The sequence below is a fragment of the Methyloversatilis universalis EHg5 genome (genome assembly GCF_000378945.1).
GTDB classification, from domain to species: domain Bacteria; phylum Pseudomonadota; class Gammaproteobacteria; order Burkholderiales; family Rhodocyclaceae; genus Methyloversatilis; species Methyloversatilis universalis_A.
In genome coordinates this window covers 2,732,683-2,746,188 of the sequence record NZ_KB900539.1, presented here as the reverse complement: position 1 = coordinate 2,746,188, position 13,506 = coordinate 2,732,683, and the positions used below count along the sequence as shown (strand labels likewise).

Genomic DNA, 13,506 nt, shown 5'->3' with positions numbered 1-13,506 from the left:
AGGCAGATGCTGCGCGGGCCTACTGAGGCATGAGCAGTGCCCCCATCGACGGCTTGAATTCGGTGACACTGCTGCGCAGGCCGGCCGCGGCGGTGGCGTCGATCTGATGCAGCGCGCGGTAGGTGGCGATCAAGCCCTTGCCGTCGTTGCTGTGCGTCTGGATCATGCCCTTGATGTGCCACGCGACAGTCAGCTTCGGTCGTAGCTGAATGACCTGTTCGATCAGTGGCAGCGCCCGGTCGAGCTGACCGCTGCCGGCATAGGCCTGGGCGAGATAGAGAAGGGTATCGAAGGCGTGCGGCGACAGTGCGCGTGCGCGCTCCAGTGCAGCGATCGCCTCGCCGATCTGCCGATGCTGAAGCAGCGCGTTGCCGAGATTGACCCAGCCGTTGCTGGCGTCCGGCTGCAGGCTGGTAGCGGTCCGCAGCGCTTCGATGGCTTCCGGAAAGCGCTTCATCCGCAGCAGTGCGTAACCTCTGGCGCTCCACGCAGCGCCGAGAGAAGGTGCCAGCACCGTCGCACGTTCGGCCAGCGCGAGCGCATCGGTGAGCTGGTTGCCTCTGTCGTGCAGGTGCGCTGCCGCGATCAGCGCGTTGGTATCGTCCGGCGCTTCGCGGCGCGCGGCTTCGATCAATGGCTCGGCGCTGGCAATATCGCCGGTTTTCAGCAGTGACTGGGCGAGGGTCACGCGGTCGTCGAGCGTGGCGTCCGACAATGTGACAAGTGTCCGACCGTGGGCGATGCTCGCTGCGATATCGCCGGACGCATTCTCCAGTGCGGACAGTTCACGCAGTATGCCTGCGTCCTCGGGGGCGCTGACCAGGGCGCGCCGCAGCAACGCGATTGCGCCGCCTGTGTCCTTCTCGTGGGCATGCTGCCGGGCCTTGATCTGCAGCCCATGGGGGCTGTCCGGATTCCGTTCCAGCAACGCGTCGAGAAGGGTCGCTGCCCGCGCGGAGCGTCCGGTCGCCTGCAGCAGTGCGGCGAACCGGACGCTTGCGTCTTCCGATCCGGGGGCGAGGGACAGCGCACGCTCGAAGGCGGATTCTGCATCCCGGTGATGCCCGCGTTCGAGCGCGCGCTGCGCGAAAGCGACCAGCGCCGGAACGGCGGCAGGCGTGCCGACTCGCGACAAGGTTCTGCGGGCGGCTTCGATGTTGCCGGTTTCCAGTTGCATGCGGGCGAGCAGCGCGAGCAGTCGCCCGTCCTCCGGCGCGTAGGCGAGCGCAATGAGCAGCGCGCGTGCCGCCTCGCTGTGGTGCTGCAACTGAGCCGCGAGTTCGCCGCGCATCTGCCACGCGTAGCCGTCGGCGAAGTCGCGGCCGGTGGCGCGGCGCAGCAGTGCCAGCGCGTCGTCGAGCTTGCCTCTGCGCCACAGGTGAGCCGCTTCGATGCGGTCGGCGTAATCCTGGACACTGGCAAGCGTGCGCGCTTTGCGCAGCGCTTCGACGCCTTCGGCCTCGCGGTCGCGGAGCAGCAGCAGGTCGGCCAGTGCGGCCCACAGTCCGGCGTCCCGGGGATTCGACGCAAGCGCTTCGTGCAGTTGCGCAACGGCGCCATCGGCCTGATCGAGCGACGCCAGCGCCAGCGCCCGCAGTCGCGCAGCCTCGCGCGCGTGGGGCCATGCGCGAAGCCATTGCACACACCATCGATCGAGACCGGCCCAGTCAGCGGCGGCGCGCAGACGCTCTGCCTCCTGCGCCCACGGCGGTTCCGCCTCGGGCTCACGCGGCGGCAGCGGCGGCGGGCTGCCGCGCTTCGTCAGTTCGTCGATCCAGGCCGCGGGAAGTGCCAGATTGGTGTTCTGCCCGGTACTGAAGATTGCGGTGGTGATGCCGATCAGGCGACCTTCGCTGTCATAGAGTCCGCCGCCGCTTGATCCTGGTGACAGCGGGGCGGAAACGATGAGGCGGGGTGACCCGGTTTGATCGATGACTGCGGTCAGCAGTCCGGTACTGTGGGCCAGGCCCAGCCCGAGCGGATTACCGATCGCGATGATCGTTTCGCCGGGTTGCGGCGAATCGCCTGCAGGGCGCCGTGCGACCGGCGCATCTTTCAGCCCCGTCACGCCGAGCAGACACAGGTCGCGGGCACCGTCCGCCAGCGTCGGCTGTGCATCGAAATTGCGTCCGTCGTGTGTGCGTACGCGCACGGATCGAGCGAAGCGCAGTACGTGGCAGTTGGTCACGACCTGCCCTGCCGCGACGATGACGCCGCTGCCTTGTGCCGTATCGCCGAAAGCGCCGACGACGTCGAGCGTGACCGTTGCCGCACGCGCACGATCGAGCGGTGCGCGATCTGTACCGGGGGCGGCCAGGACTGCAGCGCATGGCGCGAGCATGAATGCGGCGCAGAGCGCGAGGCGCGTGCGCCACGCTCCGGAAGCGCACACCGTCGGCTGCCGTGTTGTAGGTTCTCGATCTGTGGCGAGAGGGCGTGTGGCCATCATTCGACGATATCCAGCGGCACGATGCAGCACAGGCGTGCGGCTTCCGCACGCACCGGGTCGAGGTCGCGCAGCCGAGCCCATGCACGGCGCACGTCGTCGGTGCGCGCTTTCAGCGCATACGATTCGATCAGCGCATGCCAGACCTGCGGCTGGCGTGCGTCCAGTGTCAGGCTGCGTTCCAGCGCCTCGATCGCTGCGTCGGGATGACCAAGCTGGCTTTGGACAAGGCCGAGCTGACGCCATGCTTCGGCTCGCTGTGGCGCCTCTGCGACGAAGGCGGAGAAAATCTCCAGCGCTTCGTCGGCATGTCCGGCATCCTTGAGCGTTACGGCGAGAGACCAGCGCCAGCCGGGTTCGCCAGGATCGAGTTCGGTCGCTTTGCGGAATGCCGCAATGGCCGGCTGCCATGAAGCCTGTTCGTAATGGATGCCGCCGATGCCCGCCCATACCCAGGCGGGTGCAAGCGGCCTGTGGTCGAGACCGCGTTCGAAACTGCGCAGCGCGTCGCCCGGGCGTCCGACCGCCTGCAGAGCTCGACCATGGTAGTAAAGCAGGTCGCCGTTGTTCCTGTACGCGGGAGCCGTTTCGATCAGCGCCAGCGCCTGCGCTGCACGCCCAGCGGAAAGCAGAGCGTCGGCATAGTTCATCAATGCAGCCGGATTGTCCGGCGACAGATTGAACAGACGCGCGCGGTGGTCGATCCACGCGTCCGTGCGACTGCGCGCCTGAGCGGTACGGGCCAGCAGATCAAGCGCGGCCGGCGACCACGGATGCAGTGTCAGCGCTCGCCGAGCCGACGCATCGGCGCCGTCGTGGTCACCCGTTGCCGCTTGCGCCTGGGCTCGCGCGATCCATGCGTTGGCATCGCCCGGCCAGGTGTCGGTCAAGGTGCGCGCGGTGGCGGCTGCATGAGCGTCCTGACGTGCGATCTGCATGCGAAGCAGCCCGAAGAGGGCGGCGCGCGATCCTGGATCGAGGGCGACTGCGCGCTCGAAGTCACGGCTTGCCGCGTCCGCGTCGCCACCAGCTGCCGATGCATCGGCTCGCGCAATCAGTGCTGCGGCATCGTCCGGATGGCGCGCCATCCATGCGTCGGCATGAATGCGCAGGTCGTTCCAGGATCCGCGCTGGCGCAGGGCTTCGGCCTGCGCTACCCACCGGTCGCGTTCGGCAGTGTCGAGTGCCTGCGCAGCCGCACGCGCCCCAATGCCTTGCACGGCGGACGCGGGCACGGCGAAGTTCACGTTCTGGCCGCCCTGCAGCGGCTGGTCGATGATGCCGATCAGGCGGCCCTGTTCGTCGAACAGTCCGCCACCGTCCGAGCCGCTGGAGATGGATGCCGTGAATTGAATGCGGGTGGCGTTGCTGCGCCGATGGATGGCCGCGACCACGCCCTCGCTGATGCCGATACCGAGTCCCATCGTGTTGCCGACGGCGAACACCCGGGTGCCGGGTTCGGGCAGATCGGCAATCTCCGCCACCGGCGGCGCGACCGGCCACTCCACGTGCAGGAGGCACAGCTGGCTGTCCGGATCGCGCGCATGCAGCGTCGCCGGTATCGAACGGTCGGCGAGCAGCAGTTCGAATGACGGGGTGGCATCGTCGCAGCGCGATACGAGATGTCCGTCGCTACACGCCACCGCGCTTCGCGCACCGGTTTCGGCACCGGTGGAATCGAGCAGGCGAATACGGAACACGTTCGGCGAGGTGGCCACGAACACCTCTCGGGCGCGCGTATCCGCGCGGCCGTCCGGCGCAGTGACCGACAGTGCTGCGCCGACGAAGAGGATCGCGTTGCGGAGAGCAAACATGCCAATGGATTTGGATAAGAGGGGGCGAATTATGCTCCACGTGTGTTGCAGATCGGCATCGTGACTGGGTGCTCCCCGCACGTTCGGGGTGATCCGGTTGCGGAGGCCGCTGCGGTCACGACATCCCGCGCAAGCTCCGCCGAACGGCGCACCGGCCAGGCCGTGCTGTGTCGCCCCCGGCGAGGCGGGCGTATCCGACCACCGGTGGCCGTGCGTCGGCGCCGCTGTCGCGCAGGTCAGCGCAAAGCGCGTAACCGGCCTGCTCCGGCGCAACGAGCACAAGCGCCCGGTGTGCGGGTGACCGAGCGGGGATTCGGCAAGGACTGGCGCGACCCGATCACCAGGCGCTGCTCGAACGCGTACGACGCCGGCTGAGCGCCGCCGGCCGTCTCCACAATTCGCACACATACGCTCGACAGTCACTCAAGGTTCCCTCTCCAGACTGCAGGCTCCGCACACCGGCGCAGCGCACGGTGCTGCGGATGACCGGCCCGCGCCCGGCACCGCCGGCGGCCGCCCCGCATGATCTGGATATGGAGTGCTCGAGAGATGAATGAACAGCTGCTGGCTGACGAAGCGACCTATTGCTCCTTCGGAGACACGGTCCACTATGTGAACCCGCCCAAGGTGTTCGCCGGATGCGAAGGCAGCTACATGTTCGACGAGGCGGGCACGCCCTATCTGGACCTCCAGATGTGGTATTCCGCGGTGAATTTCGGTTACCGCAACAAGCGCCTCGAAGACGTGATGAAGCGCCAGCTCGAAACGCTGCCGCAGATCGCCAGCCAGTATCTGCATCCGACCAAGATCGAACTGGCGAAGTGGATTGCGCAGGACGCGCAGCGCAAGTGGGGCCGGCCGGGCCGCGTTCATTTCAACGTCGGCGGCGCCCAGGCGATCGAGGATTCGCTGAAGATCGTGCGCAATGCCAGCCAGGGCAAGAGCCTGATGTTCGCCTTCGAGGGCGGCTATCACGGCCGCACGCTGGGCGCCTCCAGCATCACCTCCAGCTACCGCTACCGCCGCCGTTTCGGTCACTTCGGTGATCGCGCGCAATTCATTCCCTTCCCCTATCCCTTCCGTCGTCCCAAGGGCATGACCTCGGAAGAGTACGCGGACGCCATCGTCGCCGAGTTCGCACGCAAGTTCGAGAACGAGTACCACGCGGTGTGGGATCCGAAGACCCGCCAGTGCGAGTACGCCGCCTTCTACGTCGAACCGATCCAGGGCACCGGCGGCTATGTGGTGCCGCCGGCCAATTTCTACACCGGCCTGAAGAAGGTGCTGGACGAACACGGCATCCTGATGGTGGTGGATGAAATCCAGATGGGGTTCTGGCGCACCGGCAAGCTGTGGTCGATCGAGAACTTCGGTGTCCAGCCGGACGTGCTGGTGTTCGCCAAGGCGCTCACCAACGGGCTGAATCCGCTGTCCGGCCTGTGGGCGCGCGAAGAGCTGATCAACCCGACCGTGTTCCCGCCCGGCTCGACCCATTCCACCTTCGCGTCCAACCCGTTGGGTACCGCGCTGGGTCTGGAAGTGCTGAAGATGACCGCCGAGGTCGATTACGGCGCAAAGGTGCGCGCCAGCGGTGCCTACTTCCTCGAAGGCCTGAAGGATCTGCAGAAGCGGCATCCGGAAATCGGCGATGTCGATGGCCTGGGCCTGGCGCTGCGCGCCGAAATCTGCACCGCCGACGGCTTCACGCCCAACCGGGCGCTGCTCGACCGCATGGTGGACATCGGCCTCAGCGGCCGGCTCGAATACCAGGGCCGGCGCGCCGGTCTGGTGCTGGATGTCGGCGGCTACTACAAGAACGTCATCACCTTCGCGCCCTCGCTCGAAATCACCCGTGCCGAGATCGACGAAGCCATGGTGCTGCTCGACCAGCTGCTGGTGTACGCCAAGCGTCCGTGAGCACCGCCCGGGAGGAGGGGCACACCGCCTTCCAGCTCGAACCCGACGCGCTGATCGAAGCCTTCCGCGCACATCCGCCGGAAGGCTTCGATGTGCTGGCCAATCTGCCGCTGCTGTTCGGTGCGCCCTTCGATCTGCTTACCACCGCCGACCCGACGCTGAAGCGCCGGGTGGCGCGGCTGCCGCTGTCCGGGCTGTGGTCGCGGCTTCTGCGCATCCGTGCCGCTTTCTTTGGCGCCACGGTGTCGGAATACCTGCCGTGGCCGCGGGACGACCGGCGGCTGGAACTGCTCCGCCGTTCGCTTGCGGCCTGGGCGCCGCGCTATCCGCTGCTCATCGTCAAGGACCTGCCGGTCGCGTCGCCGCTGCTCGGGGCGCGCGACAACGCCTTCGCCGAGGCGCTGGCGCAGGCCTGCGTGCAGGCCGGCTGCATCCTGGTCGAAGGCCAGGCGCTCGCCTACGTACCGATCGACTTCGACAGCATCGACGCCTATCTGCAGCGGCTGTCGGCGGGCCGGCGCAAGGATCTGAAGCGCAAGCTGCGCCAGCGTGCGCGGCTGGAGGTGCGCCGCCGGCCCTGCGGCGATGCCGCGTTCGCCGACGAGGCCGCTGTCGATGCGTACTGCGCGCTGTACGAGGCGGTCTATGCCCAGAGCGAACTGCATTTCGATCGCCTGACCCGCGACTTCTTCGCCACCGTGCTGCGCGACGCCGCGACTGGCGGCATCGTGTTCGAGTACTGGCTGGAGGGCGAACTCGTCGGCTGGAATCTGTGTTTCGAGCACGACGGCCGTCTGGTCGACAAGTACATCGGTCTGCGCTACCCGCAGGCACGCGACTGCAATCTCTATTTCGTGAGCTGGATGGTCAATCTCGAATACGCGCTCGAACGCGGCCTCACCGCGTATGTCGCCGGCTGGAGCGACCCCGGCGTGAAGGCGCAGCTGGGTGCACGTTTCACCTTCACCCGGCACGCGGTGCATGTGCGCAACCCGCTGCTGCGGGCGCTGGCCCGCCGCTTTGCCGGACATTTCGAAGGCGACCGCATCTGGCAGGCGGAACGGGAAGGAGACGCGGCATGACGCTGCCGTTCCGCATTCCGGTGGTGCTGGATGTCGATGGCGCAGTCGGTGCGCTCGACCGCGAACTGCGGATTCCGCTGCGCCACCGGCAGGACGCGCTGCGCTTCGGCTGTTCCGCACGCCAGCTCGACCGGCTCGCCGGCGATCTTGCGCCGCTGCTGCCGACGGTGCGGCGCTCCGGCACCGCCTTCATCGGCAGCGGCGATTTCCACCATCTGAGCGCGCCGCTCATCCTGCGCTGCGCACGGGCGCTGCACGCGCGCACCGGCCAGCGCCTGCGCGTGGTGGTGCTCGACAACCATCCGGACAATATGCGTTTCCCGTTCGGCGTGCACTGCGGTTCATGGGTAAGACAGGTGGCGATGGACGAGGCGGTGAGTCACGTTCATGTGGCCGGCATCACCTCGGCCGACATCGGCTTGGCCCACTGCTGGGAAAACCGGCTGCAGCCGCTGCGGGCCGGCAAGCTGAGCTACTGGAGCTGTGGCGTCGATACCGGCTGGGCGCGCTGGCTTGGGCTGGGCCACGCTTTTCATGCGCACCGCGACGGCGCCGAACTGGTGGCCGCGCTGACCAGCCACCTGGTGACGCGACCCGAACCCACCTATCTGTCGATCGACAAGGACGTGCTGTCCACCGCCGTGGTCCAGACCAACTGGGATCAGGGCGTGCTCACGCTGGAGCAGGCCGGGGCGGTGATCGACGTGCTCACCGGCTGCATCGAAGGCAGCGACATCACCGGCGAAATTTCCAGTCACCGCTACGCCACGCTGTGGAAGCGGTTGCTGAGCGGTCTGGACGGGCAGGACATCGAACTGAACGCCGCCGCACTCGACGGCCGCCAGGGCCGCCAGCATGAAGTGAACCGCGCGCTGCTCGCCCGCATCGCTGCGGCGGGCGGCTGATCAGTCCGCCACCAGCGCCGTGCACAGGCGGTCGAAGCGGGCATCGTCCAGCCAGGGGCTGTTGCTCAGCGACAGCACGCGCGCCGCGAAGTCGCGTGCGTTCGGCAGGGCGCCGGCGTCCTGCCAGGGTACGACTGAGGCATAGCGCCGGTAGTCCGGCAAAGCGTGTGCGAACGGCAGCCCGACGCCGCAGCCGGCAGCCCACAGACGATCGAGCAGGCGGTCGCGCCGCGCTGCGTCGCTGACCTGCAGCAGCAGCACCGGCCAGGTGCCGGCGGCGTCGGGCACCGCCGGGCTGTCGCCCAGCACTTCGATGCCCGGCAGGCTTTCAAGCTGCGCGCGGCGCCTCAGTGCCCGTTCGGTGCAGCCGGTGATGAAGGCGGGCAAGCGGCCGAGCGCGCGCAGGCCCACCGACTGGCGCCAGCGTCCGGGCCGGTGCAGCGGTATGCGGAGGTCGAACAGGTCGCCGGCCGCCTCCACCCGGTCGCCGGCCCGCAGCGCGTTGCGCAGCGGGCGGCCATAGACCGCGCCCAGCAGCGCCGGCCGGTAGCACAGCGCATAGGCGACCAGTTCGAGCGTGCGGCGCAGTTCCCAGCCGGCGTGCCTGCGGGCCAGCGCCTCGCTTGCCCGGGTGCAGGCGGCGCGCAGCGCCGGGTCGCGCGCGGTCAGCACGCCGCCTTCATAGAGCGTGAGACCCTTGCCCACCGCCAGGCTGAAGAAGCCGATGTCGCCCTGTGTGCCCACGCTGTCGGTTCCGATCCGGGCCCCCAGTGCCTGCGCGGCGTCCTCGATCACGAAGGCGCCGGTGCGGCGGGCGATGGCTGCCGCACCGGCCACATCGCTCACCCGCCCGGCGAGGTGGGTGGGCAGCACCGCCAGCGTGCGCGCACTGCACAGTCTTTCCAGATGGTCGAGGTCCATGTCGGGCCGGCCCGGCTGCAGATCGCACAGCCGCAGTTCGAGTCCGCAGTGCGCCACCGCGATGGCGACCAGCGGGCAGGTGTAGGCCGGCACGATGACCTCGTTGCGCGCGGGCTGCAGGCGCTGCAGTGCGGTCAGCGCGATCACCAGCGCGGCGGTGCCTGAGCATTCGATGCGGGCCCAGGGCAGGTCAAATGCGCGCGCCAGCCCGCTCGCCAGATCGGGGGCCGCGCCCGGTACGCGGCCGAACAGGTCGGACAGTGCCAGCGGCAGCCCCGCGGTCGGCGGGACGCAGCGTTCAGCGGGGCGGCTCATGCGGCGCGGGCGGCAGGTGTTCCAGCGTGGCGCCGGCGCGTTCGCTTTCGGTTTCGCCGACCGCCAGACACAGGATGCCGGCCACGATGCACAGCGCACCGAGCAGCTGCAGCGTGCCGATGTGCTCGTCGAACAGCCCGTGCGACAGCAGCAGCACCGACACGATTTCCAGGTGCGAGGCGGCGAAGGCGGGGCCGATCGGCGCGTGCCTCAGCAGCGTCATCCAGGTGAAGAAGGCACCGACATAGCCGACGAAGGCGCCGTAGATCCACGGTGCGCCGAATACCCGCAGCAGCCAGGCCGGGCCGAATTCGAGCGGCAGCGCGTAGTCGCCGGCCAGCTTGAAGCTGATCTGGGCCAGCGTGTCGAACAGCAGCAGCAGCCCGAAGCCGATGACATAGAAGCGGCGCATCAGGGCAGGCCCACCAGCGCGACGCCGGTCGCGATCAGCAGGATGCCGGCGGTGCGCATCCGCGACAGCCGTTCGCCGAACAGCAGGCGGCCGGCCAGCATGACGACCACGATGTTGATCGATCCGAGCAGCACGCCTTCGGACAGCGGCACCAGCGACAGGAAGGCCAGCCAGACCAGGAATTCGGCGATGTAGCAGCCTATGCCCAGCCACAGCCAGGGGCGGCTGGCCATGTGCCGCCAGCGCTGCAGGCCGTCACTTTCGTGCGCGTCGTGGGCGGCCGCCTTGAAGGCGAGCTGGCCGGCGGTATCGACCACCACGTTCAGCGTCCACAGCAGCGCGACCAGCCCTCCGGAGGGCGCATTCATGCGGCGGCGGTTCCGTCGGCATCCACCGCCAGCCGGCCGACGAATTCGGTGGCCAGCGTGGTCACGGTGCGCCGTTCGCGGTCTATCGTGATCATGTGATAGCTGTCGTGCAGCAGCACCAGACTGACCGGCCCGCGTACCCGGCGGGCGATCAGGCGGGCGTTGTTCACGCTGGAAATGTCGTCTTCGCTCGCATGCAGCACCAGGCAGGGCGCGCGCACCGACTGCAGACGCCGGCGCACGTGGGACGACAGTCGGTGCATTTCGATCACTGCGTACCACGGGTTGCCCGGCAGACCGGCGGCGCTGCTGTCGCCGCTGTTCATCTGTTCGACCACGCGCTTGCGCAGCGCCTCGTCCTTGATGCCGTAGGGCGGCTGTTCCATGAAGGCGCGCCGGCGGCCGATGCCGAGCAGGCGGAACAGCGGCAGCAGGAAGGACAGACGGGTGTAGCGCGGAATGCTCCAGCCGTCGTAGCGGAAGGTGGCGGACAGCGCGCCCACGCCTTCCACCAGATCCGGGCGCGCGATGGCCAGTTCCAGCGCCAGCACGGCGCCCATCGACAGGCCCATCACCACCACGCGGTCGACCTGGGCGCGCAGCCGCTCGGCGCCGGCGTGCACGCTGGCGGTCCAGTCGGTCCAGCGCACCCGGATGAGGTCGTCCGGCGTGCCGCAGTGGCCGGCCAGCTGCACTGCATAGACCGCGAAACCGCCCCGGTTCAGGCCTTTGGCGAGCAGGCGCATTTCGTTCGGCGTGCCGGTGAGGCCGTGCACCAGCAGCACGCCGGTGCGGCCTGCTTCGCCGCTGCCGGGCAGGAAGAATTCGTGTGGCGTGACACACGGGCCAGGTGGCGTTTCCAGAGACGCCTCGAACAGACCGTCATCGGCGCGGGCATTCATGCGCAGGCTCCTTCCGGCAGGGCCAGCTGCTGCAGCATCGCGCACGCCTCGTCGAACTGCACGAAGGGGGTGTGCGGATAGCCGCGTTCGCGGCAGTGGTCGATCAGCCGCGCCTTGGCCAGCACATGGTCGGCACGGCCGGACACGCAGAAATCGGAACTGCCGTCGCCGACGAACAGCACCTGCCGGGCACGGGCCGGTTTCACGTCCGCCAGCCGCGCGCACTTGCAGTTGCCGCTGGCGCGCACGCAGGCGTCGCTGCCGTGCGGGCATTCGAGCGCCCAGCTGCGCTCGCCGGTGCGCAGCAGCCGGTTGGCCAGCACCGGCAGGTGATCCAGCCCGTGTGCGGCCAGGATGCGGTGGATCGCGTAGTCCAGGCCGTCGCTGACCACCTGCAGCGGCACGCCGAGGCGTTCCGCGGCGGCGACGAAGGCCGGGAAGCCCGGATCGATCTTCAACCGGTCCAGATGCGCATCCAGTTCGTCCTGGCTCATGTCGAGCAGCGCGACCTGGCCCTGCATGCAGGCACGCGAGCCGATGTGGCCTGCTTCCCAGTCCTCTTCCAGCGCCTCCCAGCCGGGCCGGCCGAAGCGCTGCAGCAGCGAGTCGGCGACGTCGGTCAGGCAGATGGTGCCGTCGAAATCGCACTGCACCGCCCAGGTGCTTGCGGACGAAGCTGCGGTCTGCCGGAGCGGGGCGTACAGCGCACGATTGCATGCGTCATTCATGGAAACTCACCTTCACGTTCTGACCCAGGCGCAGCGCCGATGACGCGGCCGGATCCAGTTCGAGGAAACAATCGACCACCCGCACGCTGCCGCGCACCGCGTCTTCGCCCAGCCGGCTGCCGCTGTAGGCCGGACTGAGGCGGGCCACCCGCGCCTGCTGAGACGGCGCGTGCTCGCCCGGATGCAGATCGACGTCCGGTGTGACCGTGGCGCTCATGCCCGGATGCACGCTGGCGAGAAAGCTCTCGTTCAGCTCGGCGCGCACCAGCAGCGGCCGGTGCGGCAGCAGCACCATCAGCGCGCGGCCCGCCTGCGGCCCGACCCGGGCGCCCGGCTGCACCGCGAGCTTCAGTACGCTGGCATCGGCCGCCGCCCGCACCGTGAGCCGCTGTTCCGCCAGCCGGGCCTGGCGCAGCTTCTGCCGCGCCACCGCCTGTTCGGATTCCAGCACCGCGATGCCCGAGTCGATGTCCTGCAGCGCCTGGTGCGCCTCGTCGGCGCGCTGCTGTTCGAAGGCGCCGGCGCGCGCCGCCGCGGCAGTGCGCTCGGCCAGCTGCCGTGCGGCCGGCTGGCGGGCGCGCTGCGCGTGTTCGCGCGACTGGATCAGCGACAGTTCGGCTTCGGCCATGTCGACGTCCAGCCGGGCCTGATCGGCCTGCAGCTGCAGCAGCACCTGTCCGCGGCGCACGCTGTCGCCTTCCTTCACCGCGACGCTGTCTACCGTGCCCTCTACCGGCGCCAGCACCTCGAACAGTCCGCCTTCCACCTCGACCTTGCCGCGTGCCATCGCCGCCGGCATCGCGGGCGTCGCGGTGGCCGCGCTGGCGCTGCCCTCGTTGCCGTCGCAGCCGGTGAGCGTCAGTGCCAGGGCCAGCGTCAGCCCGAATGACAGGCCCTGGCCGCGCCATCTTTTCGGTGCCGCCTTCACGATGCGATGTCCTCGATGCAGGCGCGCGCGGCGCCGGGTCCGATATCGTCCTGCGCCGGTGGTCGCCAGTCGCTCTGCATGCGTCCGTCCTCCATGGTCAGTACCCGGTCCGCCTGGCGCACCAGGCGCGGGTCGTGGCTCACGCACAGCACGGTGGTGCCGTGCTGGTGCGCGATGCGTCTCAGAATGCCGGTCACCCGCTGGCCGTTCTCGGCGTCCAGCGCGCTGGTGGGTTCGTCGGCGAACAGCAGGCGGGGCGACTTGGCCAGCGCCCGCGCGACCGCGACACGCTGCTTCTCGCCGCCGGAAAGCTGTGCCGGAAAAGCGTCGCGCCGGTGCGCCATGCCCACTTCTTCCAGCGCCTCCTGCGCCCGCCGCAGCGATTCACGCGCGCTGACGCCCATGTAGCCGAGCGGCAGCTGCACCTGTTCGCACGCGGTCAGCGCCGGGAACAGGTTGAAGCCCTGGAACACGAAGCCGGTGTGGCGCAGCCGGAAGCGCTCGAGCGCACCCTTGCCCATGCGCGACAGGTTTTCGCCGAGCGCCACGGTGTCGCCGTCGTCCGGTGCCTGCAGGCCGCTGAGCAGCGACAGCAGCGTGCTCTTGCCGCAGCCGGACGGGCCGGAAATGAGGGTCAGTTCGCCGGCGTGGATGGCGACCGACAGCCGGTCGAGCACGTGCACCGTCACCGTGCCCGAGCGGAAGGCCTTGCTGACGGTATGCGCTTCGAGGCTGACCGGGGCAGATGTGCGTGCATTCATGAGCCGT

The 13,506-nt window shown here is 69.0% G+C and carries 12 protein-coding genes; 3 read left to right on the top strand and 9 right to left on the bottom strand.

Going from position 1 to position 13,506, the window contains the following annotated elements:
• Positions 1 to 19: 19 nt before the first annotated feature.
• Both METUNV2_RS19390 and METUNV2_RS19870 read right to left on the bottom strand, forming a co-directional pair.
• Positions 20 to 2,341, bottom strand: coding sequence for a tetratricopeptide repeat protein (locus tag METUNV2_RS19390; RefSeq protein ID WP_018229832.1), 2,322 nt, complete (start codon positions 2,339 to 2,341; stop codon positions 20 to 22).
• A 104-nt stretch (positions 2,342 to 2,445) separates the two neighbouring features.
• Positions 2,446 to 4,260 (bottom strand): serine protease, encoded by a 1,815-nt coding sequence (locus METUNV2_RS19870; RefSeq protein ID WP_018229831.1) that lies wholly within the window; start codon positions 4,258 to 4,260, stop codon positions 2,446 to 2,448.
• A 549-nt stretch (positions 4,261 to 4,809) separates the two neighbouring features.
• Here METUNV2_RS19870 and METUNV2_RS0112615 point away from each other — a divergent pair.
• Genes METUNV2_RS0112615 through METUNV2_RS0112605 form a run of 3 tightly spaced genes read left to right on the top strand, consistent with a single transcriptional unit; the run spans position 4,810 to position 8,164 of the window.
• Positions 4,810 to 6,177 carry an aspartate aminotransferase family protein gene (locus METUNV2_RS0112615; protein ID WP_018229830.1) on the top strand — a complete coding sequence of 456 codons (1,368 nt, stop codon included), beginning with the start codon at positions 4,810 to 4,812 and terminating at the stop codon, positions 6,175 to 6,177.
• Positions 6,174 to 7,259, top strand: coding sequence for a peptidogalycan biosysnthesis protein (locus METUNV2_RS0112610; RefSeq protein WP_018229829.1), 1,086 nt, complete (start codon positions 6,174 to 6,176; stop codon positions 7,257 to 7,259). The genes METUNV2_RS0112615 and METUNV2_RS0112610 overlap by 4 nt, the downstream gene beginning before the upstream one ends.
• Positions 7,256 to 8,164: an arginase family protein gene (locus tag METUNV2_RS0112605; RefSeq protein ID WP_018229828.1), complete on the top strand. Its 909-nt coding sequence runs from the start codon at positions 7,256 to 7,258 to the stop codon at positions 8,162 to 8,164. The genes METUNV2_RS0112610 and METUNV2_RS0112605 overlap by 4 nt, the downstream gene beginning before the upstream one ends.
• On the opposite strand, the gene METUNV2_RS0112600 is transcribed toward METUNV2_RS0112605, so the two are convergent.
• From METUNV2_RS0112600 to METUNV2_RS0112570, 7 genes are read right to left on the bottom strand one after another with little or no spacing between them, the layout of a single operon-like run.
• Positions 8,165 to 9,400, bottom strand: a complete 1,236-nt coding sequence (locus METUNV2_RS0112600) for a DegT/DnrJ/EryC1/StrS family aminotransferase (protein WP_018229827.1) — start codon at positions 9,398 to 9,400, stop codon at positions 8,165 to 8,167.
• Complete coding sequence (locus METUNV2_RS0112595) at positions 9,384 to 9,812, bottom strand: DMT family transporter (RefSeq protein WP_018229826.1); 429 nt, start codon at positions 9,810 to 9,812, stop codon at positions 9,384 to 9,386. Before METUNV2_RS0112595 ends, METUNV2_RS0112600 begins: the two co-directional genes overlap by 17 nt.
• On the bottom strand, positions 9,812 to 10,180 hold the full coding sequence (locus METUNV2_RS0112590; RefSeq protein ID WP_018229825.1) for an EamA family transporter: 369 nt from the start codon (positions 10,178 to 10,180) through the stop codon (positions 9,812 to 9,814). Before METUNV2_RS0112590 ends, METUNV2_RS0112595 begins: the two co-directional genes overlap by 1 nt.
• On the bottom strand, positions 10,177 to 11,082 hold the full coding sequence (locus METUNV2_RS0112585) for an alpha/beta hydrolase (protein ID WP_018229824.1): 906 nt from the start codon (positions 11,080 to 11,082) through the stop codon (positions 10,177 to 10,179). Before METUNV2_RS0112585 ends, METUNV2_RS0112590 begins: the two co-directional genes overlap by 4 nt.
• Positions 11,079 to 11,810: an MtnX-like HAD-IB family phosphatase gene (locus tag METUNV2_RS0112580; protein ID WP_018229823.1), complete on the bottom strand. Its 732-nt coding sequence runs from the start codon at positions 11,808 to 11,810 to the stop codon at positions 11,079 to 11,081. Before METUNV2_RS0112580 ends, METUNV2_RS0112585 begins: the two co-directional genes overlap by 4 nt.
• Entirely contained in the window at positions 11,803 to 12,738 is a 936-nt protein-coding gene (locus METUNV2_RS0112575) for an HlyD family secretion protein (protein WP_018229822.1), read from the bottom strand. Before METUNV2_RS0112575 ends, METUNV2_RS0112580 begins: the two co-directional genes overlap by 8 nt.
• Positions 12,735 to 13,499 carry an ABC transporter ATP-binding protein gene (locus tag METUNV2_RS0112570; protein ID WP_018229821.1) on the bottom strand — a complete coding sequence of 255 codons (765 nt, stop codon included), beginning with the start codon at positions 13,497 to 13,499 and terminating at the stop codon, positions 12,735 to 12,737. The genes METUNV2_RS0112575 and METUNV2_RS0112570 overlap by 4 nt, the downstream gene beginning before the upstream one ends.
• Between the last annotated feature and the right edge of the window lie 7 nt (positions 13,500 to 13,506).

Excerpts from the sequence above, each read along its gene's own strand:
- METUNV2_RS0112600 (WP_018229827.1), bottom strand. The coding sequence starts at position 9,400 with ATGAGCCGCCCCGCTGAACGCTGCGTCCCGCCGACCGCGGGGCTGCCG.
- METUNV2_RS0112595 (WP_018229826.1), bottom strand. The coding sequence starts at position 9,812 with ATGCGCCGCTTCTATGTCATCGGCTTCGGGCTGCTGCTGCTGTTCGAC.
- METUNV2_RS0112585 (WP_018229824.1), bottom strand. The coding sequence starts at position 11,082 with ATGAATGCCCGCGCCGATGACGGTCTGTTCGAGGCGTCTCTGGAAACG.
- METUNV2_RS0112590 (WP_018229825.1), bottom strand. The coding sequence starts at position 10,180 with ATGAATGCGCCCTCCGGAGGGCTGGTCGCGCTGCTGTGGACGCTGAAC.
- METUNV2_RS0112580 (WP_018229823.1), bottom strand. The coding sequence starts at position 11,810 with ATGAATGACGCATGCAATCGTGCGCTGTACGCCCCGCTCCGGCAGACC.
- METUNV2_RS0112570 (WP_018229821.1), bottom strand. The coding sequence starts at position 13,499 with ATGAATGCACGCACATCTGCCCCGGTCAGCCTCGAAGCGCATACCGTC.
- METUNV2_RS0112615 (WP_018229830.1), top strand. The coding sequence starts at position 4,810 with ATGAATGAACAGCTGCTGGCTGACGAAGCGACCTATTGCTCCTTCGGA.
- METUNV2_RS19390 (WP_018229832.1), bottom strand. The coding sequence starts at position 2,341 with ATGCTCGCGCCATGCGCTGCAGTCCTGGCCGCCCCCGGTACAGATCGC.
- METUNV2_RS19870 (WP_018229831.1), bottom strand. The coding sequence starts at position 4,260 with ATGTTTGCTCTCCGCAACGCGATCCTCTTCGTCGGCGCAGCACTGTCG.
- METUNV2_RS0112605 (WP_018229828.1), top strand. The coding sequence starts at position 7,256 with ATGACGCTGCCGTTCCGCATTCCGGTGGTGCTGGATGTCGATGGCGCA.